This is a genomic window from Bradyrhizobium sp. Tv2a-2, from assembly GCF_000472425.1.
Taxonomy (GTDB): domain Bacteria; phylum Pseudomonadota; class Alphaproteobacteria; order Rhizobiales; family Xanthobacteraceae; genus Bradyrhizobium.
Genome location: NZ_AXAI01000024.1, coordinates 42,931 through 63,149 on the forward strand (window position 1 = coordinate 42,931; position 20,219 = coordinate 63,149).

General features: G+C 64.2%; 21 protein-coding genes. 12 read left to right on the forward strand and 9 right to left on the reverse strand.

Annotated features, from left to right (window positions below; genetic code table 11):
- Positions 1-147 precede the first annotated feature (147 nt).
- Positions 148-399: a hypothetical protein gene (locus tag A3AI_RS44000; RefSeq protein ID WP_051382608.1), complete on the forward strand. Its 252-nt coding sequence runs from the start codon at positions 148-150 to the stop codon at positions 397-399.
- Between the two features lie 181 nt (positions 400-580).
- Here the strand turns inward: A3AI_RS44000 and xth are convergent, their stop codons facing one another.
- The 3 genes from xth to A3AI_RS0134265 are packed head-to-tail and all read right to left on the reverse strand — an operon-like array spanning position 581 to position 4,133.
- Positions 581-1,351, reverse strand: coding sequence for an exodeoxyribonuclease III (gene xth / locus A3AI_RS0134255; RefSeq protein ID WP_024519874.1), 771 nt, complete (start codon positions 1,349-1,351; stop codon positions 581-583).
- Between the two features lie 18 nt (positions 1,352-1,369).
- The gene (gene alr, locus A3AI_RS0134260) at positions 1,370-2,578 is read right to left on the reverse strand and encodes an alanine racemase (RefSeq protein WP_024519875.1); all 1,209 of its coding nucleotides are present in this window, start codon (positions 2,576-2,578) and stop codon (positions 1,370-1,372) included.
- A 55-nt stretch (positions 2,579-2,633) separates the two neighbouring features.
- A complete protein-coding gene (locus tag A3AI_RS0134265) occupies positions 2,634-4,133 on the reverse strand; it encodes a replicative DNA helicase (protein WP_024519876.1) in 1,500 nt (499 codons plus the stop codon).
- Positions 4,134-4,641: 508 nt separating this feature from the next.
- Between A3AI_RS0134265 and A3AI_RS0134275 the strand changes: the two genes are divergently transcribed.
- Positions 4,642-4,848 (forward strand): hypothetical protein, encoded by a 207-nt coding sequence (locus tag A3AI_RS0134275; RefSeq protein WP_024519878.1) that lies wholly within the window; start codon positions 4,642-4,644, stop codon positions 4,846-4,848.
- A gap of 24 nt (positions 4,849-4,872) precedes the next feature.
- Here A3AI_RS0134275 and A3AI_RS0134280 read toward each other — a convergent pair whose 3' ends face one another.
- Positions 4,873-6,123 (reverse strand): cyclopropane fatty acid synthase, encoded by a 1,251-nt coding sequence (locus A3AI_RS0134280; RefSeq protein ID WP_024519879.1) that lies wholly within the window; start codon positions 6,121-6,123, stop codon positions 4,873-4,875.
- 316 nt (positions 6,124-6,439) lie between these two features.
- Here A3AI_RS0134280 and A3AI_RS0134285 point away from each other — a divergent pair, with 316 nt between their 5' ends.
- Positions 6,440-7,489, forward strand: a complete 1,050-nt coding sequence (locus tag A3AI_RS0134285; RefSeq protein WP_051382609.1) for a hypothetical protein — start codon at positions 6,440-6,442, stop codon at positions 7,487-7,489.
- A 198-nt stretch (positions 7,490-7,687) separates the two neighbouring features.
- Here A3AI_RS0134285 and rplI read toward each other — a convergent pair whose 3' ends face one another.
- The 4 genes from rplI to rpsF form a co-directional block, all read right to left on the reverse strand.
- Positions 7,688-8,293 (reverse strand): 50S ribosomal protein L9, encoded by a 606-nt coding sequence (gene rplI / locus A3AI_RS0134290; protein ID WP_024519881.1) that lies wholly within the window; start codon positions 8,291-8,293, stop codon positions 7,688-7,690.
- A gap of 42 nt (positions 8,294-8,335) precedes the next feature.
- Complete coding sequence (locus tag A3AI_RS0134295) at positions 8,336-9,301, reverse strand: hypothetical protein (RefSeq protein ID WP_024519882.1); 966 nt, start codon at positions 9,299-9,301, stop codon at positions 8,336-8,338.
- Between the two features lie 125 nt (positions 9,302-9,426).
- Positions 9,427-9,666, reverse strand: a complete 240-nt coding sequence (rpsR, locus tag A3AI_RS0134300; RefSeq protein ID WP_007592020.1) for a 30S ribosomal protein S18 — start codon at positions 9,664-9,666, stop codon at positions 9,427-9,429.
- A gap of 5 nt (positions 9,667-9,671) precedes the next feature.
- Positions 9,672-10,154: a 30S ribosomal protein S6 gene (gene rpsF, locus A3AI_RS0134305; RefSeq protein WP_024519883.1), complete on the reverse strand. Its 483-nt coding sequence runs from the start codon at positions 10,152-10,154 to the stop codon at positions 9,672-9,674.
- Between the two features lie 356 nt (positions 10,155-10,510).
- On the opposite strand from rpsF, the gene A3AI_RS0134310 reads away from it, so the two are divergent.
- From A3AI_RS0134310 to gmk, 9 genes are all read left to right on the forward strand, one after another.
- A complete protein-coding gene (locus A3AI_RS0134310; RefSeq protein ID WP_198030295.1) occupies positions 10,511-11,212 on the forward strand; it encodes a TetR/AcrR family transcriptional regulator C-terminal domain-containing protein in 702 nt (233 codons plus the stop codon).
- Positions 11,209-12,234, forward strand: a complete 1,026-nt coding sequence (locus tag A3AI_RS0134315) for a fatty acid desaturase family protein (RefSeq protein ID WP_024519885.1) — start codon at positions 11,209-11,211, stop codon at positions 12,232-12,234. Before A3AI_RS0134310 ends, A3AI_RS0134315 begins: the two co-directional genes overlap by 4 nt.
- Before the next feature lie 164 nt (positions 12,235-12,398).
- A complete protein-coding gene (gene fabD, locus A3AI_RS0134320; RefSeq protein ID WP_024519886.1) occupies positions 12,399-13,352 on the forward strand; it encodes an ACP S-malonyltransferase in 954 nt (317 codons plus the stop codon).
- A 73-nt stretch (positions 13,353-13,425) separates the two neighbouring features.
- The gene (fabG, locus tag A3AI_RS0134325) at positions 13,426-14,163 is read left to right on the forward strand and encodes a 3-oxoacyl-[acyl-carrier-protein] reductase (protein WP_024519887.1); all 738 of its coding nucleotides are present in this window, start codon (positions 13,426-13,428) and stop codon (positions 14,161-14,163) included.
- Positions 14,164-14,450: 287 nt separating this feature from the next.
- Positions 14,451-14,690: an acyl carrier protein gene (locus A3AI_RS0134330; protein ID WP_024519888.1), complete on the forward strand. Its 240-nt coding sequence runs from the start codon at positions 14,451-14,453 to the stop codon at positions 14,688-14,690.
- 97 nt (positions 14,691-14,787) lie between these two features.
- On the forward strand, positions 14,788-16,053 hold the full coding sequence (gene fabF, locus A3AI_RS0134335; protein WP_024519889.1) for a beta-ketoacyl-ACP synthase II: 1,266 nt from the start codon (positions 14,788-14,790) through the stop codon (positions 16,051-16,053).
- A gap of 132 nt (positions 16,054-16,185) precedes the next feature.
- Positions 16,186-17,448, forward strand: coding sequence for an endolytic transglycosylase MltG (mltG, locus tag A3AI_RS0134340; RefSeq protein ID WP_024519890.1), 1,263 nt, complete (start codon positions 16,186-16,188; stop codon positions 17,446-17,448).
- Positions 17,449-17,547: 99 nt separating this feature from the next.
- On the forward strand, positions 17,548-18,435 hold the full coding sequence (locus A3AI_RS0134345; RefSeq protein WP_024519891.1) for a YicC/YloC family endoribonuclease: 888 nt from the start codon (positions 17,548-17,550) through the stop codon (positions 18,433-18,435).
- Between the two features lie 19 nt (positions 18,436-18,454).
- On the forward strand, positions 18,455-19,111 hold the full coding sequence (gene gmk, locus A3AI_RS0134350) for a guanylate kinase (protein WP_024519892.1): 657 nt from the start codon (positions 18,455-18,457) through the stop codon (positions 19,109-19,111).
- A gap of 24 nt (positions 19,112-19,135) precedes the next feature.
- Here the strand turns inward: gmk and A3AI_RS48980 are convergent, their stop codons facing one another.
- On the reverse strand, positions 19,136-20,107 hold the full coding sequence (locus tag A3AI_RS48980) for a hypothetical protein (protein ID WP_024519893.1): 972 nt from the start codon (positions 20,105-20,107) through the stop codon (positions 19,136-19,138).
- Positions 20,108-20,219: the final 112 nt, after the last annotated feature.

Here is a 20,219-nt window from a genome sequence, read left to right on the forward strand (position 1 = left end):
GCTCCCTACGGTACCTCGAACGAACGGCGCACCTTGGTTAACTCCGCGTATCCTTGACGCGCAAAATCCGTTCGGCTTCGCGGGCCGGTCCTTAGAATTTGATCTGTATGCTGTGTCTCACGATCAAAGAATTTGAGCGATACGGCCATGAACGAGCCTTCATTTTCCGCCCTCGACCGGCATGCGGTGCTGACCGGCGCCAATGACAGTTTTCCCTGGTTGTCCGGCGCCATGCTGGCAATGGAGGCGAGCGAGGTGATCCGCCTGCGGCTGGAGAAATTCGCCCATCGGGACGCGGATTCCGATCGGGAGGCCTGCCTGATGGTGACCGAGAAGCTTGTCGCCGTGTTGCAGGCCGGTGCCCAGCTCCTGGCTGGGGCAACGCTAGCTATGCCCTGACAGCGGCGGCGCGCCCGCCGCATGTTCGACGGTTCGAGGGCAGAAATGGTCTTGTCACAGGCCGATCGTGTAGCCGCGGCGATCACATCGGAGGAGAACATCGGCCCTCCGGGCGCTACCTTTGGCGGCTGCTGGCGTGATCTTTTCGGAAAACCGCCACGCACTTTTTCCGGATCTTGCTTTAGCCGAGCACGATCCACGCCGGCGCGTGGTCGCTTGCGCCGTCTTCACTGCGCACCTTCCTGTCCACGCCGGCTTTCGTCAGGCGCGGCGCAAGCTGCGGGCTGAGCAGGAGATGATCGAGCCGTAAACCTCCGTCGCGCGGCCAGCGGTTTCGCTTGTAATCCCAGAACGTGTACATCGGTTCTTTGGGATGCAGCATACGGATTGCATCGCACCAGCCTTGCGCGATCAATGCCGCGAACGCGGCGCGGCTCTTCGGCTGGATCAGCGCATTCTTGTCCCAGGAACGCGTGGGATAGATATCGAGACCAGTCGGCGCGACGTTGTAATCGCCGGCCAGCACGACCGGCAGATCCTGTTTCAGGAACGTTGCCGCATGGGTGCGCAACCGCTTCAGCCAGGCGAGCTTGTAGTCGAATTTCGGTCCCGGCTGCGGATTGCCGTTCGGGGCATAAAGGCAGGCGACGATGATGCCGTTCACGGCAGCTTCAATATAGCGCGCTTCGCGATCCGTCTCGTCGCCCGGCAGCGCGGTTCTGGTCAGGATAGGCTCGCCTTTGCGCGACAGGATGGCTACGCCATTCCACGTCTTTTGCCCGCGCCACACCGCGTGATAGTCGGCCGCTTCGATGGCCGAAAGCGGAAACTGGCCGTCGGTCGCTTTCAGTTCCTGCAGGCAGACGATGTCCGGCTTCGCGCTACGGAGCCACGCCAGCAGGTTCGGCAGCCGGCGATTGATGTTGTTGATGTTGAAGGTCGCGACTTTCATGGCTGAAAGCCGCGGCGATCAGGCAGGCGACGGCGCGGCCTCGCTGGGCACGCCGCCCTTGTAGACCCGCGCAAAGCGGCGGCCGAGGCTGGTCAAGACCTCATAGCCGATGGTGCCGAAATGATGGGCAAGCTCATCAACGGTGATGCCTTCGCCGATCAGCGTCACCATATGGCCGCGCCGCGCGGCGTTCGGCGGCAGGTCGGTGATGTCGACGCCGATCAGGTCCATGGAGACACGACCCGCGAGCGGGCAGCGCTTGCCGGCGACGATCACTTCCGCACCGCGGGTGCCGTCATTGGCGCTGGCCGCTCGGAAATAGCCGTCGGCATAGCCGGCGGCGACGACGGCAAGTCTGGTCGGGCGCCGCGCGGTCCAGGTGCCGCCATAGCCGACGGTCTCGCCGCGTTCGACATTGCGGATCTGGATGATGCGGGCCTTGAGGTCCACGACCGGCTGCATCGGGTTGTCGGCTTCAGGCGTCGGGTTGATGCCGTAGAGCGCCGCGCCCGGACGCACGAGGTCGAACTGGAAGGGGGCTCCGAGATAGATGCCTGAGGAGTTGGCAAGCGAAGCCGGCACGCCGGTGAAGAAGCTTGCGATTTGGCGGAAGGCTGCAAGCTGCCTAGCATTGACTGGGCTGTTGAGCTGCTCGCCGGAGACGAGGTGGCTCATCACGAGTGTAATGCCATGATCGCCGGCATTGATGCGCGGGATCAGGCCTTGCGCTTCCAGGACAGTCAGTCCGAGCCGGTTCATGCCGGTGTCGATATGGATCGCGGCACCGCCTGACCAGCCGGAGCGGCGGCAGAATACGTCCCATTCGGCAAGCTCGTTGAGTTCGCCGATCACCGGCCGGCAATCGATCTTGGCGTAGGCCTCACCGGTGTTTTGGAGGAAACCGCTGAGCACATAGATCGCGGCTTGCGGCAGCGCCGCGCGCGCGGCACGTGCCTCGTCCAGTGTCGCGACAAAGAAGGTCTTGCAGCCGGCTCCCGCGAGCGCCCTGGCAACGGGCTCGATGCCGCAGCCATAGGCATTGGCCTTGATCACGGCCGAACATTCGGCGGGCATCGCCGTCTTCTCGAGCTTGCGCCAGTTGGCGACGATGGCGTCGAGATCGATGGTCAGGATGCCGTTATAGGCGGCGAGCGCTGACGCCTGGTCGGCCTCGGGGGAAAGCAGCGAGTTGGTGGAAGCTGGTTTTGCGGTGAGGGCAGTGGTCATGGCCTGTCGGTTTTACGTGGGGCAGGCCTTTGGTTCAACCTTGCCGGCTGCGACGCTAATATGTGCGCTCCGGAAGATGGCCATCCTGAATGAGATCGCTGAAACGTGTGACCGACCCGTCGAAGCTCAAATCCACGGTGCCGGTCGGGCCGTGGCGCTGCTTGCCGATGATGACTTCGGCCTTGCCGTGCACCAGCGACATGTCGAGCTGCCACTTCTCATATTCCGGCGTGCCCGCGCGTGGCTCCTTGTTGGCGAGATAATATTCCTCGCGATACACGAAGATGACGACGTCGGCGTCCTGCTCGATCGAGCCGGATTCACGCAAGTCGGAAAGCTGGGGACGCTTGTCGTCGCGCGATTCCACCTGGCGCGACAGCTGCGACAAGGCGATCACGGGCACGTTCAGCTCTTTCGCCAGCGCCTTCAGGCTGGTGGTGATCTCGGTGATCTCCTGGACGCGGCTGTCACTCTTTTTGCTCGAGCCCGACAAGAGCTGGATGTAGTCCACAACGATGAGGTCGAGGCCCTTCTGGCGCTTCAGCCGGCGGGCGCGCGCGGTGAGCTGGGCGATCGAGAGGCCGCCGGTCTCGTCGATGAAGAAGGGCAGCGACTGCAGCTCGATGGAATAGTCGCGAATCTTCTCGAAGTCGCTCTCGGTGATGCCGCCGCGGCGGATCTGGCTCGAGGAGATGCCGGTGCGCTCGGCGATGATACGGGTCGCGAGCTGCTCGGCCGACATTTCGCAGGAAAAGAAGCCGACAATGCCGCCATTGACCGCCTTCGTCGTGCCGTCGGCCTGCAACTCGCCGCGATAGGCCTTCGCCACGTTATAGGCGATGTTGGTGGAGAGGGCGGTCTTTCCCATGCCGGGGCGGCCCGCCACGATGATGAGGTCGGAGTGCTGCAGGCCGCCCATCTTGGTGTCGAGGTCGCGCAAGCCCGTGGAGATGCCAGACAGCTTGCCGTCGCGCTTGTAGGCGTTGGCCGCCATGTCGATGGCGGTGGTCAGCGCCTGCGAGAACTTCTGGAAGCCGCCGTCATAGCGGCCGGTTTCGGCAAGTTCGTAGAGCTTGCGTTCGGCGTCCTCGATCTGCACCCGCGGCGCAAAATCAACCGGCGCCTCATAGGCGACATTGACCATATCCTCGCCGATCTGGATCAGGTCGCGCCGCAGCGAGAGGTCATAAATGGTACGCCCGTAATCCTGGGCATTGATGATCGTGGTCGCTTCTGCGGCCAGCCGGGCCAGATATTGGGCGACCGTCAGACCGCCGAGATCGATCTCCGCGGGCAGGAAGGTTTTCAGGGTCACGGGTGTGGCGACCTTGCCCATCCGGATCAGGGAACCGGCAGTCTCGTAGATCGTCTGGTGGATCGGCTCGAAAAAGTGTTTCGGCTCGAGGAAGTCCGACACCCGGTAGAAGGCGTCGTTGTTGACCAGGACGGCGCCCAGCAGGCCTTGTTCCGCCTCGATATTGTGCGGTGCAGTCCGGTAGGACGGGGCTGCGGCGTCGGGCGCGAGCTTGAGGACGGTCGAATCGGTCAAGGCCATGGTCAGAGTTTACGCGGGAGTTGCTGTTGTTGTGAGAGGTGTGGGGCGGCGATAAAGCGCCAGTCCGCAGCGTCATGAAAGCGGGAAGCCGCCTTATGCCCGATTCACACACAGGCGGTGTGTGAATCTTGCAACGAAGGCTGTCGACGCTTGACGCATTTTCCCGCGAATTTTGAACCCGTTTAACGGAAAATCCGGCAAGGTTCTGGAAGGTGAACCTTTTCCCGCCTCGTCCTACTTAACTGATGAGGGTCGCGCCGGCCGTCAGGTCGGGGTCAGGTCATGAGCAGGTAGGCGAGGGCCAGTATGGCGGCTCCGATGCCCATTGCGATCAAGACATAGTCGGTGCGCAGATCGTCCATGGAATCGAGGGGTTGGTACGATTTCTCGGCCATCCCCCATTTTTACGGGGATCGGAACGTATCGCTTGTGAGGTAGTTCACACCGAAGCGGGTTTCTTTCGACGCGGAGTGGCCGGGAGCACTCGGGCCAGAAGGCGGACAGGGCGATGGAACAGCGAAAGGCCATATGGCGGGGCGGTGAGGATCGGCAGCTGTGGCTGTCGATGCTGGTCGACGCCATGGAGGAGGCCGCCCGACCCGAGGTGCGCGCCAAGCCTTGTCCCCCGGCGGTACTTCTCGGTTTGCGCGCCCAGCTTGCGCAGCCGGTGTCGCACCATCCCCTTGCGACGTCAGCCTTCGGCCGGCGTCACTGAACACGTCAGCAGTAAAGCCTTAGGCTATTCGCCGGCCAGCTTCAGGCGCGGCTTGCTCTTGCGCTCACGGGCCCGTAGCTCGGCTTCGCCGCGGGCGATGTAATCGCGCGTCATCGGCACGATGCCCTGGCGCCTGGTGAGCTGGATCTGGAAGTTCATCATGTTCTGCTTGCGGAACGACATCTCGGACGCCGCAAGGTAGAACTCCCACATCCGCGCAAAGCGCTCGTCATAAAGCTGCACCGCCTCCTCGCGCCGCGCCATGAAGCGCTCTCGCCAGGCTTTCAGCGTCTCCGCATAATGCAGCCGCAGGATTTCGATGTCGCAGACCAGCAAGCCCGCACGCTCGATCGACGGCAGAACCTCCGACAGCGCCGGGATATAGCCGCCCGGGAAGATGTACTTGTCGATCCAGGGATTGGTGGAGTCGGGTCCTTCCGAGCGGCCGATCGAATGCAGCATCATGACACCGTCGTCGGTCAGAAGCTCTGCGCAGCGCTTGAAGAAGGTGTCGTAGAAGCGCACCCCGACATGCTCGAACATGCCGACCGAGACGATGCGCTCGAAGGGACCCTCGATGTCGCGGTAGTCGCGCATCAGGAAGCGGGCCGATTGCGCTAGATCGCGCTCGGCGGCGCCGGCATTGGAAACCTGCAACTGCTCGCTCGAGAGCGTGACGCCGGTGACGTCGGCACCGGTCATTTCGGCAAGGTACAGGCCGAGCCCGCCCCAGCCGGAACCGATATCGAGCACGCGCTGGCCGCGTCCCACCAGAAGCTTGGCGGCCAAATGGCGCTTCTTCGCCAGCTGTGCATCGTCGAGCGTGCTATCGGGGGTCTCGAAATAGGCGCAGCTGTACTGTTTGTCGGCATCGAGGAAGAGCGAATAGAGCCGGCCGTCGAGATCATAATGATGCGCGACATTGCTGCGCGAGCGGCCGCGCCGATTGAACTGCCTGAGATTGCGGCCGAAATAGCGGCCCCACCATTGCAGCTTGGCCCAACGCGGCAGCATGTCGGGCTGGCCCATCAGGATCGCCAGCGCATCGGCGATGGTGCCCTGTTCGACGACAAAACTGCCGTCCATGAAGGCTTCGCCGAGGGCTAGCTCGGGATTGAGGAGGATCTTTCGCTCCGCCTCGGATGTGACGAAGCGGGCATGCACCGGCTCGCCGGTTCCGTCGCCACAGGTAAATTTCGCGCCGCTGGCCGTTGTAAAACTTATCGAACCGCGGCGAATGAACTTTGTCAGCAGACTATGCAACAAACGGTCCATCGCACCACCACCACGCGATATCATCATTGATATCCCGCCAGATATCGAACCTCCCCGATCTGTGGATTGACGCAACTGGATCAGATTGGTTCCTGGCGCCCCAATTCGATCATAATGCAAGTTCCGGACCCGTCTATTGCGCTGGAGTCAAAGCGGATATTCCGAATCATACCGTTCACAGCCTTGCTCGTTCTGTGCGCTTCCATTGCCGCGATAATTCGCTAAAAGGTGACCCGCCGTGGCGTCTGTTGGGCACTGCGGCAAAACCGGCAGCGATTGCTGCATCCTCAATTCGTCGGCATCTGGAGAACAGCCAATGGTGTTGAGCCGAGCGCTCAGTTTAGCGGCGGTGACGCTTGTGGTCGGCTGTTGCGCAATGAGCAGGGCCGAGGCGCAAGAAAATCTCGATGCCGGTAAGAGCCCAAGCCAGCTCTTCGCAGGCACCTGCGCGGCCTGCCACAAGAGCGCGCGCGGCCTGTTGAAAACCGTGGCGCCGGGGTCGCTGCAGGGCTTTCTACGCCAGCACTACACCACGAGCCCGGAAATGGCGGGCGTGCTGGCCTCCTACCTGATATCCAACGGCGCGACCGATACCCGCTATGGCGACAAGCAGAGGGGCGCCAAGGACGGCAAGGAAGCGAAATCCGACGCCAAGCCCGCGGCAAAGCCGGATCCTGGCGCAGCGCAGGGCGCCCCAGGCGAGACCGAGCGTCCTGGCCGCAAGCGGTTGGCGCATCCTCCCCAGGCGTCCGACGCCGGCAAGCCGGCGGCTGAAGGGCAGGCTGCAAGCGAGCATGGGCTCGACGGACGCAGGGCCATGCAGCGGCTGGGCAAGCGCGGCAAGCCGGCCCTGCACGAAGAGACGCCCAAAACGGCGGCCCCCCCAAAGGAGGAGGCGACCGGCAGCGAGCCTGCAAAGAGCGACACTGCGAAGGTCGAGCCGGTCAAGCCTGAGCCCGCCAAATCCGGCGAAAGTGCCACTCCCGTTGAGAGTAAGCCCGTTGAGAGCGCCACGCCGATTGAGAGCGCCAAATCTATTGAGAGCGCCAAGTCTATTGAGAGCGCCAAGTCTATTGAGGGCACCAAGTCTGTTGAAAGCGCCAAGTCCGTAGAGAGCGCAAAGCCTGCCGAGAGCCTGGGGCAATCTGCCAACGGCGATCCGGCCAAGGAGAACGTGAACGAGGCGCTGCCGCCGTCCTTGCGGCCCGATCCTGCTCCCGCCGTGACGCCGGCCCCGGCTGCGCCTGCTTCGGCCGCAGCCGCTCCGCCTGCGGCTCCCGCTGCCTCGCCGTCGGTGACGGCCTCGGCCCCACCGCCGGCTCCGCCTGAGCCGGCCGGCCCACCGGAGCCGCCGATCTCCCGCTGAGGCGATTGCGCCGACGGCCGTTGGTTGTCGCACGCCGTCGGCAAGGGCCGTCTGCCACGCGCGCCTAATCAGGCCGGGACGCCGGGGCGCGACTGCGCTGGCGTCAATCGCGATGACGAATGCGCGATGACGAATGTAAGGCTGCCGATCCGTGTCCCGACCCCGGTGTGAAGCCGGGATCGGGGGCGAGATTGGACATTACTGCTCGGTGGCTTCCGACTGGGCCGCGGGCGCGATGTCGTCGTGCTGGGCCTCGGGGTCGAAGAACTCGCCGGCGGCGGCCAATGCTTCCGCGGCGGCGTCCTGATCCTCCTGGCGGGTCGAGATGTCCTCGCCACGCTTGATGCGCTCGGCCTCGTCGGCGCTGCGCGCAACCGTCACCGTGATCGCCGCCTCGACCTCGGGGTGCACGGCAATCGTCACCTTCTGCCGGCCGATCGTCTTGATCGGCGCATCGAGCCAGACCTGTGGCCGGGAGATGGTGACGCCGTCAGCAGCGAGCGCGACGACGATGTCGCGCACCGAGACCGAGCCGAACAGCTGGCCGGATTCGGAAGCCTGGCGGATGATGACAATGTCGCGGCCTTCGATCTTCTCGGCGACCTTCGCTGCCTCGCCCTTGGCCTGGATGTTGTTGGCCTCGAGCTCGGCCTTCATGCCGTCGTACTTGGCACGGTTCTCCGCGGTCGCCCGCAGCGCCTTCTTCCGCTTCAGCAGGAAGTTACGTGCGTAACCGTCCCTGACTTTGACGACTTCACCCATCTGACCAAGCTTGGCGACGCGCTCCAGCAAAATAACTTCCATGATGTTCTCCTTTTAACTATGAGAGTGCGAGAGGTTGAATTTCTAGGGGGCCGGCAGCGGCGGCGGGCGCGAGCGCAAATAGCGCTGCCGCAGGCCGAACACGGCGTCGGCCAGGCCAAGCGCGGCCATCGCGAGCATCGGCCAACCGAACACCACGACAAAGGCGTAAACCGAGCCGAGCCAGAAGGCACGACTCTTAAACGCCAGTGTCAGCGTGTGTAGAACCGCGAATCCGGTCAGCGCATAGGCCATCACCAGCGCCGCGGTCGCGATCCGTGCGAGCATCGCAACGAGCCCGCCGGAAAAGCAGAAGGCGGTTACAGCGCACAGCACAACCAGCGTCATCGGCGGCAGCGCCGCCGTCTTGAGATCGGGCCATGGCCGCGACAGCCGGCCTGAGGTGGCCGCGACCTTCGCTGCCAGCCAGAGATTGAAGGTCAGCGTCAGCATCGCAACCGTGGCCGCAGCCGGTGGCGCGAAGCTCACCATGGCCTCGACCCAGCGCTCGGTGTCGGAGCTGGCGCGCACATCGTTCATCGAGAGGACCCGCAGGAGGAAGCTGCGCAGCGTGGCCGCAATCGCCGCCGCGTCACTGCCGAGCGCAAGCAGCGCGGCAGCGGTCGCAAGCGTCGCAAAGCCCACGATCCAAAGCAGGATGCGGCCGACGGGATACCATTCGAGGATTGTCTGCGGGGTGGCCTGCGCGCCTTGGCCACCATTCACAGGACGGCCAAGCAGGCAGAGATGGCCAAGCCAGCAGGCGGGCAGGGCGATTGCGATGGCGTAGGCGATGAGGTCGCCGATACCGAAGCTTACGCCGAGGCCGATCGCCGCCAAGCCACCGCCGATCGCTGCCGTGACGGGACCCCAGCCGAGCGCTGCCACCATCAGCGGCAGCGGCGACAGATACAGCAGGACAAGCGAGATCAGCGCGCCCGACGTGATCGAGGCGAACATGGCCGCCGAGGCACCGCCGGCGGCAAGCGCGATGAGAATTTGACTGATCATCAGCTGTCCCGCCCCTTTCGAGCGGTTAGGGGCTCCTTCGAGAGCCCCAACCATCGGCAACCAGACGACCCGGAAGCCTTATGAAATCTTGCGACCGGCGGCCTTACCGCCGCCGGTCGAAACGTTTAGCGGATCACGTAAGGCAGCAGGCCGAGGAAGCGGGCGCGCTTGATGGCGCGCGCGAGCTCGCGCTGCTTCTTGGCGGACACCGCCGTGATGCGGCTCGGCACGATCTTGCCGCGCTCGGAGACGTAACGCATCAATAGCTTGGAATCCTTGTAATCGATCTTCGGCGCGTTCGCACCCGTGAACGGGCAGGACTTGCGACGGCGGAAAAACGGACGGCGTGCACCAGCTTCAGCCATGATTCTTACTCCCCTTCGCCGCCATCGAGCGGACGGCGCGGTCCACGGTCACCGCGATCTCCACGGTCGCCGCGATCTCCGCGATCTCCGCGGAAGCCGCCACCGCGATCCTCACGATCACCGCGGAAGCCGCCACCACCGCGATCGTCGCGCTCACGGTCGCGATCGGCCTTGCGCATCATGGCCGAGGGACCTTCCTCGAGCTCCTCGACGCGGACGCTCAGATAGCGAATCACCTCTTCGCTGATCCGCTCCTGGCGCTCGATCTCGGCGATCGCAGCCGAAGGCGCGTCGATGTTGAGCAGCACGAAGTGCGCCTTGCGGTTCTTGTTCATGCGATAGGTGAGGGAGCGCACGCCCCAGTTCTCTGTCTTGGTGACCTTGCCGCCGAGCTGCTCGACGATGCCGGTCATCTGGGTGGTCAATTCCTCGACCTGCTGTGGGCTCGCGTCCTGGCGCGCGAGAAAAACATGCTCATAAAAAGGCATGATGGTCCTTTCCTATAGTCGTTGGCGCAGGTCCGGCGACAAGCCCTTCGAGGCCTTCGGAAAGGACTCGGGGGTAGCTCAGAAGGCGGAAGCACGGGACGACGGGCCGACTGGCCCTGCCACATCAAAATCGCCAGCGATGGTGAGATTGCTGAGACCGTCCGTTCAGCTCCCGGCCGGGACCCACGGATGGCGCGCTTTATACGGATTTCGGCCGGGTTGGCAAGCGAAACGACCGCCTGCCGGGCTTGATTTCGGCGATTGCCGGCCGACCCCAACCTAGTGGCGAGCCCGGGCATCTCGGCCTTGATTTATTTGTTTGTATATCATACAAATAAATGAAGGGAATGGCCAAGATGACCACGGAAAGCATGCCCGACACGCCGACTGGCGATCCAAAGCATGCGGTGCGGGCAACCCGCACGGCGGGACGCAAGATGCGCTCGCTGCTGCTCGATGCCGCAAGCCGTCTGTTCAAGGAGCGGGGCCTATCAGGCACCTCGATCGCGGACATCGCGGCGGTTGCGGACGCCTTCCCAAGCCAGATCACCTATTATTTCCGCACCAAGGAGGCGCTGTTCGTCGAAGCCGCCTGCCGAGACGTGCTTTACCTCGCGCGCGGCGCCGAACAGGCGGCTGCTCAGGCCAACACGCCTCGGGACTACACCCAGGCTTTGGTCGAGACGGTGACGGCGACCGACTCCGTTGCCTTCTTCGCGGAAGCACTGACCTTGACGCGACGCCGGCCGGACCTTGCACCGCTGGTCGAGCGCACCATTGAACGGCTGCATGCGGAAGGCCTGAGGGCCTATGCCGGCAAGATCGAGCGGCACGGCTGGCGGACCTTGCGCGAGCCTGCCGCGACGTCGCGGCGGTTCTGGGCGGTCGCTGTCGGCATCATGGTCGAGGGCTACGCCATGGGCCGTTCGTCTGATGCGCTCTGTGCCGAGATGCTGCGCGTGCTGGGCGAGCAGGCGACGGCGCAGGCAGGCGATGCGGCGCGGCTGCGCCTGGTCAACGAGCCCGCAGCAAAACCGGATCGGGAGAATCGATCATGACCGCACTTCGGATGCGCGCCCGCGATTTCCTCACCGAGGAGCAATTGGTCGAAGTCCGTCGCCGCTCGACCTGGAAGGGCGCGGCGCTGATCGCGCATGCCTGGGCGCTGATCGTGGCGGCAATTGCACTCGTTGCGTGGTGGCCCAATCCCGTGACCTATCTGCTTGCGGTCGCGATCATCGGCTCGCGCCAGCTCGGCCTTGCGATCCTGATGCACGATGGGGCGCATGGATGTCTGTCGGCCGACGAAAAGCTCAACCTGGCCTTGAGCCAGTGGTTCTGCGCCTATCCGATCTTTGCCGAGACCCGCGCCTATCGCCGTTACCATCTGCAGCATCATGCGAAGACGCAGCAGGATGATGACCCTGACCTGGTGCTGTCGGCGCCGTTTCCGATCACGAAGCTCAGCTATCGCCGCAAGTTCTTTCGGGACATCACCGGCCAGACCGGCTACCAGCAGCGCAAGGCGCAACTGCTCAACGCGCTTGGGCCAGCGGAAGGGCCGCTCAAGCGGCGCGTTGCGCATTTCTGGGACAAGCTCGGGCCCCAATGCGTCACTAATGCGCTGTTGTTTGCGGCATTTGCGGCCGCCGGCGTCTGGTGGGCCTATCCGTTGCTGTGGCTGGCGCCGCTTCTGACCTGGATGATGGTGATCACCCGCATCCGCAACATCGCCGAACATGCTGTCGTTCCCGACAGCCAGGATCCCCTGCGCAACACCCGCACGACGCGGGCCAATGTCCTGGAGCGGCTGTTCATCGCGCCGTACTACGTGAACTACCACCTGGAGCATCACCTGCTGTTCTATGTGCCCTGCTACAATCTTCCGCTTGTGCATCGCATCCTCAGCCAGAGCCGGTTTGCCGGCCGCATGGAGGTCCAGCCCGGCTATGTGGCCGTGCTGCGGCTTGCGACCGCCAAGCCGGACCAGGACGACCGCCCCGGACAGCTTGTGAATAGCGCGCGGCGGGTGCGTGCCGGGGCCGAGGTTGGCGTTGACCAATCCGCCGGCGGGTTCTAGAAGCCGGGCCGCTTAGAGGGTTCCGTTCCGCGGTGCAGCTTGACATCCCGGCCTCCGGCGGTGTCTTACGGCCGGCTGCGAGCGCGGGCGCGGTCGCGGACGGGACCACGGCGGCGTCAGGTGGACGCCGATTTTCCAGCGAGATCATGAGGTAGGGAGTGCCGATGACGGCAGCATTCACTTTTCCGGGGCAGGGGTCGCAGGCCGTCGGCATGGGCAAGGCGCTGGCGGACGCCTTTCCCGCCGCGCGCGCCGTGTTTGAGGAAGTGGATGGCGCGCTGTTGGAAAAGCTGACGGCCATCATGTGGGACGGCCCGGCCGAAACCCTGCAGCTCACCCAGAACGCCCAGCCGGCATTGATGGCGGTGTCGATGGCGGCGCTGCGGGTGCTTGAGACGGAGGCCGGCTTTTCCGTCGGCCGCGACGCCGCTTTTGTTGCCGGGCATTCGCTTGGCGAATATTCGGCATTGGCCGCTGCCGGCAGCCTGTCGATCTCCGACGCCGCGCGCCTGCTGCGGACCCGGGGACTTGCCATGCAAAAGGCGGTCCCGGTCGGCGCCGGCGCCATGGCGGCGCTTCTGGGCCTCGATTACGAGGCTGCGGTTGCGGTTGCAGACGAGGCGGGCGACGGCGAGGTCTGCCAGGCCGCCAATGACAATGGCGGCGGCCAGGTGGTGGTGTCGGGGGACAAGGCCGCCGTTGATCGCGCGGTGGAGATCGCCAAGGGTAAGGGGGCCAAGCGCGCCATGCTGCTGCCGGTCTCCGCGCCCTTCCACTGCAAGCTGATGCAGCCTGCGGCCGATGTCATGGCAAAGGCGCTCTCGGAAGTGACAATCCGCAAGCCCGCTTCGCCATTGGTGTCGAATGTGCTGGCGGCCGCAATCAGCGATCCCGATGAGATCCGCCGTCGGTTGGTTGAGCAGGTCACGGGCACCGTGCGCTGGCGGGAATCGGTTGCCTATATGGCTGCTCGCGGCGTCACCCGGTTTTTCGAGATCGGCGCGGGTAAGGTGCTGAGCGGATTGGTCAAGCGTATTGCCGACGGCGCGGTGGGCGTTTCGGTCGGGGGACCGAACGACATTACCGCAGCCAAGGACGCGTTAGCGGCCGCGAAGTAGCTTTTTTTGTTGAGCATGATCTTTTCGGAAAGCCGCTCCCCACTTTTCCCGATCATGCTCTAGGGAGACATCGATGTTCGATCTGACTGGCAGGACCGCGCTCGTCACGGGCGCAACGGGCGGGATCGGTGGTGCGATCGCCGAAGCGCTGCACAAGCAGGGTGCCACCGTTGCGATCTCCGGCACGCGTCGCGAGGTCCTGGATACGCTGGCTGCGAAAATGGGCCAACGCGTGCATGTGCTGCCCTGCAACCTCTCCGAGATGTCGGAAGTCGAGGCCCTGGTGCCGTCGGCCGAGCAGGCGATGGGCGGCGTCGACATTCTCGTCGCCAATGCCGGCATCACCCGCGACAACCTGTTCGTGCAGTTGCGCGACGAGGATTGGGACGACGTCATCAAGGTCAATTTGACCGCGACCTTCCGGCTCGCCCGGGCCGCCACCAAGCTGATGATGCGGAAGCGCTTCGGCCGCATTATCGCCATCACCTCGGTGGTCGGTGTGACCGGCAATCCGGGGCAGGGCAATTATTCCGCCTCCAAGGCGGGCATGATCGGCATGATCAAGTCGCTGGCCGCCGAATACGCCAAGCGCAATGTGACGGCCAATTGCATCGCGCCGGGCTTCATCAAGACGCCGATGACGGACGCGCTCAACGACAAGCAGCGCGAGGCGATCCTGACCCGGGTTCCGGCCGCGCGGCTGGGTACGCCGGAGGATATCGCTGCCGCTGCGGTCTATCTGAGCTCGAACGAGGCGGGCTACGTCACCGGGCAGACGATTCACATCAACGGCGGAATGGCGATGGTCTGATCGGCCGCCGGGCCCAGGGGCGGGCTGCGGCGAAAAGCCGTTTTGGCAGGCGGATCAAGGCGTGTAGTCAAGGTTTTTGGAGTATGATAACCGAACCGAAACGGCTGGCTCAAAGAACGCCATTGCAGGATGTCGAAACCCTGTATATTGGCGAGGACGAAGCTTGCCGACGTTCGCCGGGCCTTACGGGCCAAATCAAGTGAAGTGCGTTGCGAAGGAAGTTTAGCGACCACAATGGCTCGTATCATCCTGGGGTCGGGTCAAGGGAACAAGCACGAGGTTGGAGCATGAGTGAAATAGGCGAGCGGGTTAAGAAGATCGTGGTCGAACACTTGGGCGTTGAGCCCGAGAAGGTGACCGACAATGCGAGCTTCATTGACGACCTCGGCGCTGACAGCCTCGACACGGTCGAGCTTGTGATGGCTTTTGAGGAAGAGTTTGGTTGCGAGATTCCCGACGACGCTGCGGAGACGATTCTGACCGTCGGCGACGCGACGAAATTTCTCGAAAAGAACGCGAAGAGCTGACGCTCCTGCGCGCTGACAACCTGGCCGGCCGCGCCGCCTGCGGGCGGCCGTCCGGCGTTACATTGCAAGCCGTGAACCTGGGGCCGGAGTGTTCGACATGAGACGGGTCGTCGTCACAGGCCTCGGCATGGTGTCGCCACTTGGCTGCGGCGTCGATACGACGTGGAAGCGGATTCTCAACAGCGAGAGCGGCGCGCGCAGGATCGAGACCTTCGACGTCTCTGATCTGCCGAGCAAGATCGCTTGCCCGGTGCCGCGCGGGGACGGCTCCAACGGCACCTTCAATGCCGATCAGTGGATGGAGCCGAAGGACCAGCGCAAGGTCGACGACTTCATCATCTTCGGGATGGCCGCCGCCCGCCAGGCGCTCGACGATGCCAATTGGCATCCCTCGACCGAGGAAGACCGCTGCGCCACCGGCACCATGATCGGTTCGGGCATTGGCGGCCTTTCGGGGATTGCCGATACCTCGATCCTGTTGAAGGAGCGCGGACCGCGCAAGGTGTCACCGTTCTTCATCCCAGGCCGCCTGATCAACCTCGCATCGGGTTATGTCTCGATCGAATTCGGCCTGAAGGGGCCGAACCATGCGGTGGTGACGGCATGCTCGACCGGCGCACATGCGATCGGCGATGCCAGTCGGCTGATTGCGCTCGGCGATGCCGACGTGATGGTCGCAGGCGGCACCGAGTCGCCGATCTGCCGCATCGGCATGGCCGGTTTCTGCGCCGCGCGCGCGCTGTCGACCGGCTTCAATGAAACCCCGGCGAAGGCTTCGCGTCCCTACGACAAGGACCGTGACGGCTTTGTCATGGGCGAGGGTGCCGGCGTCGTGGTGCTCGAGGAATATGAGCACGCCAAGGCGCGTGGCGCGCGCATCTACGCGGAAGTGACCGGCTATGGCATGTCCGGCGATGCCTATCACATCACCTCGCCGTCGCCGGACGGAGATGGCGCTTATCGCAGCATGGCGGCAGCGCTCAAGCGCGCCGGCATCACGACCTCCGACATCGATTATATCAACGCTCACGGCACCTCGACCCAGGTCGGCGATGAGATTGAGCTCGGCGCGGTGGAGCGGCTGCTCGGCAATGCCGCCTCGCGTGTCTCGATGTCATCGACCAAATCGTCGACCGGACATCTGTTGGGCGCGGCCGGCGCGATCGAAGCGATTTTCTCTATTCTGGCGATTCGCGATAACATCGCTCCGCCGACCATCAATTTGGAAAACCCCTCCGTGCAAACGGCAATCGATCTCGTGCCGCAGGTTCCGCGCAAGCGCGAGATCAATGTTGCATTGTCCAATTCATTCGGTTTCGGCGGCACCAACGCGTCCGTGATCCTCCAGCGTCTGGCGAACTGATGCGGCGGGTGGGGCAACCACCGTTTCGCCGCATTCGGTACTCAATCGTTGGCTCGGGCGTACACTGACTGCCTCTCGCGCAAGCTTCTGCCGCGAGGTCGTGACAAGAGCGACAGGATTCAGGTTGCATCGATGAGTGAAAGGCCGCCCATCTCGCCACGCAGCCCGCGCGCCGCGCTTGAGCCTGAACAGGTTCCGCCGCCGCCCAAGCGCTCTGAACGCGCCCGCAATCCTTTTGTCGTGGTCGGGAACGCCATCTTCACGATCGTGCTGTTCCTGATGCTCGGTGCCGGCGGCGCTTACTATTATGGCAGGCAGGTCCTGGAAACGCCCGGTCCGCTGACCGAGGAAAAGATCGTCAACATTCCCTCGCGCGCGGGAAAACGTGACATTGCCGATGTCCTGAACAAGGAAGGCGTCACCGATGTCAATCCCTGGGTGTTCATTGCCAGCGTCTTCGCGCTCAAGGCGAGCTCGGAGCTGAAGCCCGGCGAGTATGCGTTCCAGAAGAACGCCTCACTGCGCGACGTTATCGGCACCATGGTCGAGGGCAAGGTGGTGCAGCACGCGGTGACGATCGCCGAAGGGCTGACCTCAGAGCAGATCGTAGCCAAGCTGCAGGACAACGATATCTTCACCGGCAGTGTGCGCGAGATTCCGCGTGAAGGTACGCTGCTGCCCGAGACCTACAAATTCCCGCGCGGCACCAGCCGCGACCAGGTGGTCCAGCGCATGCAGCAAGCCCAGAAGCGCGTGGTGGCGGAGATCTGGGAGCGTCGCAGCCAGGACTTGCCGGTCAGGACGCCCGAGCAGTTGGTGACGCTCGCCTCAATCGTGGAGAAGGAAACCGGAAAGCCCGACGAGCGCAGCCGCGTCGCCGCGGTCTTCGTCAACCGGCTGAAGCAGAAGATCAGGCTGCAGTCCGACCCAACCATCATCTACGGACTGGTCGGCGGCAAGGGCACGCTGGGCCGCCCGATCAAGCGCAGCGAGATCACCCAGCCATCGCCGTACAACACCTATGTGATCGACGGCCTGCCGCCTGGGCCGATTTCCAACCCCGGCCGCGCCTCGCTCGAGGCCGCCGCCAATCCGGCGCGCACCCGAGACCTCTATTTCGTCGCCGACGGCACCGGCGGTCACGCTTTCACCGAAACCTACGACCAGCACCAGAAGAACGTTGCCAAGCTCCGGACGATGGAGAAGCAGATCCAGAACGACACCGTCGAGCCGGCCGACGATCCGCCGCCGCCCGCGACACCCGGTGCGCCGGCAGCGGACAGCGCGCCCACCGCTACGACAGGTAGCAAGCCTGCGCCGAAGAAGCCGGCCCGGGCGCCCGCGCGGCAAGGGGCGGCGCAGTCGACCGCCACGCCGCCGGTTGTTCAGCAGTAGTTAGGCAGCACGCCGGCATCGGATTCCACTTTTCCTGAAAACGTCCTATGGTCCGGCGGCTTTTGCATTTAGGCGAATCTCGCCCGGAGAATCCTGCGCATGGTGCTGTCGAGCATGACCGGTTTTGCACGAAGCCACGGCGCGAGCGGTCCCTATACTTTCGAGTGGGAATTGAAGTCGGTGAACGCCAAGGGCTTCGATCTGCGCCTGCGCCTGCCGCAGGGCTGGGACGAGCTCGAGGCCGTCGCCAAGAAGCGCGCCGGCGAAATGCTGTCGCGCGGGACGGTCTACGCCAATTTCAACGTCAAGCGCGCGGACGCGCTCTCGACTGTCCGCATCAATGAGGATGTGCTGGCAGCGGTCGTGAGGGTTGCGAGCTCGCTTGCCGGCAGGATCGACGCTGTCGCGCCGAGCATCGACGGGCTGCTCGCCATCAAGGGCGTGATCGAGGTGGTCGAGCCCGAGCGCAACGAGGAAGAAGACAAGGCTGCAAGCGCGGCGGCGGCCGCCGCCTTCGACGAGGCGCTCAAGAATCTCGTGGCGATGCGCCGCCGCGAGGGCGAGTCGCTGGGACAGATCCTGAGCCAGCGCATGGACGAGATGGAGGCGCTGGCGAAAAAGGCCGAGGCCGCGCCCGGGCGCAAGCCGGAGGCGGTCAAGGCCCGGCTCGCCGAGCAGATCGCGGCGCTGCTCGACACCTCCGACCGGTTTGATTCCGACCGCCTCAACCAGGAGGCGCTCCTGATCGCGGCCAAGGCCGATATCCGCGAGGAGCTCGATCGCATCGTGTCGCATATTGGGCAGGTTCGCGAGATCATCGGCAAGGGCGGCGCGGTCGGGCGGCGGCTCGATTTCCTGGCCCAGGAGTTCAATCGGGAGGTCAATACCACCTGCGCCAAGTCGAACGATGTGGAGCTGACCAACACTGGCCTCGAAATGAAGAACGTCGTCGAGCAGTTTCGCGAACAGGTGCAAAATCTGGAGTGATCCAAATCCGGAGATATCCATGACGGCTCACCGCCACGGCTCAGGAGTTGAACGGCGCGGGCTGATGTTCGTGCTGTCCTCGCCTTCAGGGGCCGGCAAGACGACGCTCTCGCGTCTGTTGATTGAGCGCATGCCCGGGCTGAAAATGTCGGTTTCGGCGACCACGCGCCCGAAGCGGCCCGGCGAGGTCGAGGGGCGCGACTACATCTTTGTCGACAGGCCGCGCTTCGAGGAGATGGTGAAGCGCAACGAGCTCCTGGAATGGGCCGTGGTGTTCGACAATCGCTACGGCACCCCGCGCGCGCCGGTCGAAGCGGCGCTCTCCGCCGGCGAGGACGTGCTGTTCGACATCGACTGGCAGGGTACCCAGCAATTGCGCGAGAAGGCGCGCGCCGACGTCGTCAGCGTCTTCATCCTGCCGCCCTCGGCACCCGATCTCGAAAAGCGGCTGCATTCCCGTGCGCAGGATTCGGCGGAGGTGATCCGCTCGCGTATGAGCCGTGCCACCCACGAGATGAGCCATTGGGCGGAATACGACTACATCGTCATCAATCACGACGTCGATGAAGCGTTTGCCGAAGTGCAGTCGATCCTCAAGGCCGAGCGGCTCAAGCGCGAGCGCCGCACCGGATTGACCAATTTCGTGCGTGATCTGCAGCAGCAGCTGGAGACATAGCGGCCTTGGGCCAGGCGGCGCGCGTCACGCGTCGCTTTGCTGTGCCTGCTTCACGAGTTGCGCCAGGATCTCTTCGATCTTCTCGTAGCGCTCTTGTGTCTTGGCGCTTGGCGGTGCCCTGCGTTCGGCCTTCGGGCGTGGCGCCGCTTCTTCCATAAACGGCTCGACGACCGGCTCGATCCATGGCGGGGCGGGGCCGGTTTCGACACCCTCCCAGAGGACGGCACGGCGCTCCTGCGTGGCCAGGCGCCGCTGCTTTCGGCGGCCGAGCCGGTAGACCACGCTTGCCGTCAGTCCCGCGAGCGCGAGCGCGCCGCCGATCACCAAAAACAGCATCTGCAGCGAGGCCGATGGCTTGACCGGCGGAGTGCTGGCTGCAGCGGCGGGAGCAGGCGCCGGCGGATCAGCGGGCGCGTCGGCAGCTGTGTCCGCGGCCGGCTGCGAAACGGTTGCGTCAGCCATGGCCTGCGGCGCAGCCGCCGCCGCGGCAGCGGACGGCGAGGTGGCCGTCTCAGGTGACGGCCAGCGCGCGGCGACCGCAGAACCCTGCGCATCAGGCTGCGCCGAGGGCGGAACGGGGTTGCTTGCGACCGGGGCTGGAATTGGAGCAGGACTTGCGGCAGGACCTGCGGCAGGACTTGGCGCCGGCGCAGCGACCGCATTCCCGCGCGCCTGCGGCATCAGATACTCGGCATGCGCGTCCTCGATCGAACGAGGCGTGCTTTCATTGTTCCGCGGCTCCGCTTTTGGCGCCTGGGCCGAATCATCCGACGGTTCGCTCTGCGAAACTGTTTCGTTCTCGCCGCGCAAATACCAGCAATGCCGCTTGGTGCCGTGCTCGATACGATAATACCAGTGCTGGCCCCGCGTGCTGTCCTTTCCCGGCTCGGTCAGGCATTCGGCGGCTTTCGCGGCATCGCGGGGCATGATCAGGGGGGCGCCGGCCAGGATGCCAGCGACGATGCTCAACGCGATTTTCGCGGTTCGGCTTGCCATCAATTGCTCCACTCAACTCAACGCGACGCGTAATCACCCCAATCTCGGTAAGAAGTTGGGTAGCAATAGGCCGCAAATCCGGAGAGGATGGGGCTTAATTCAGGCCGGCATT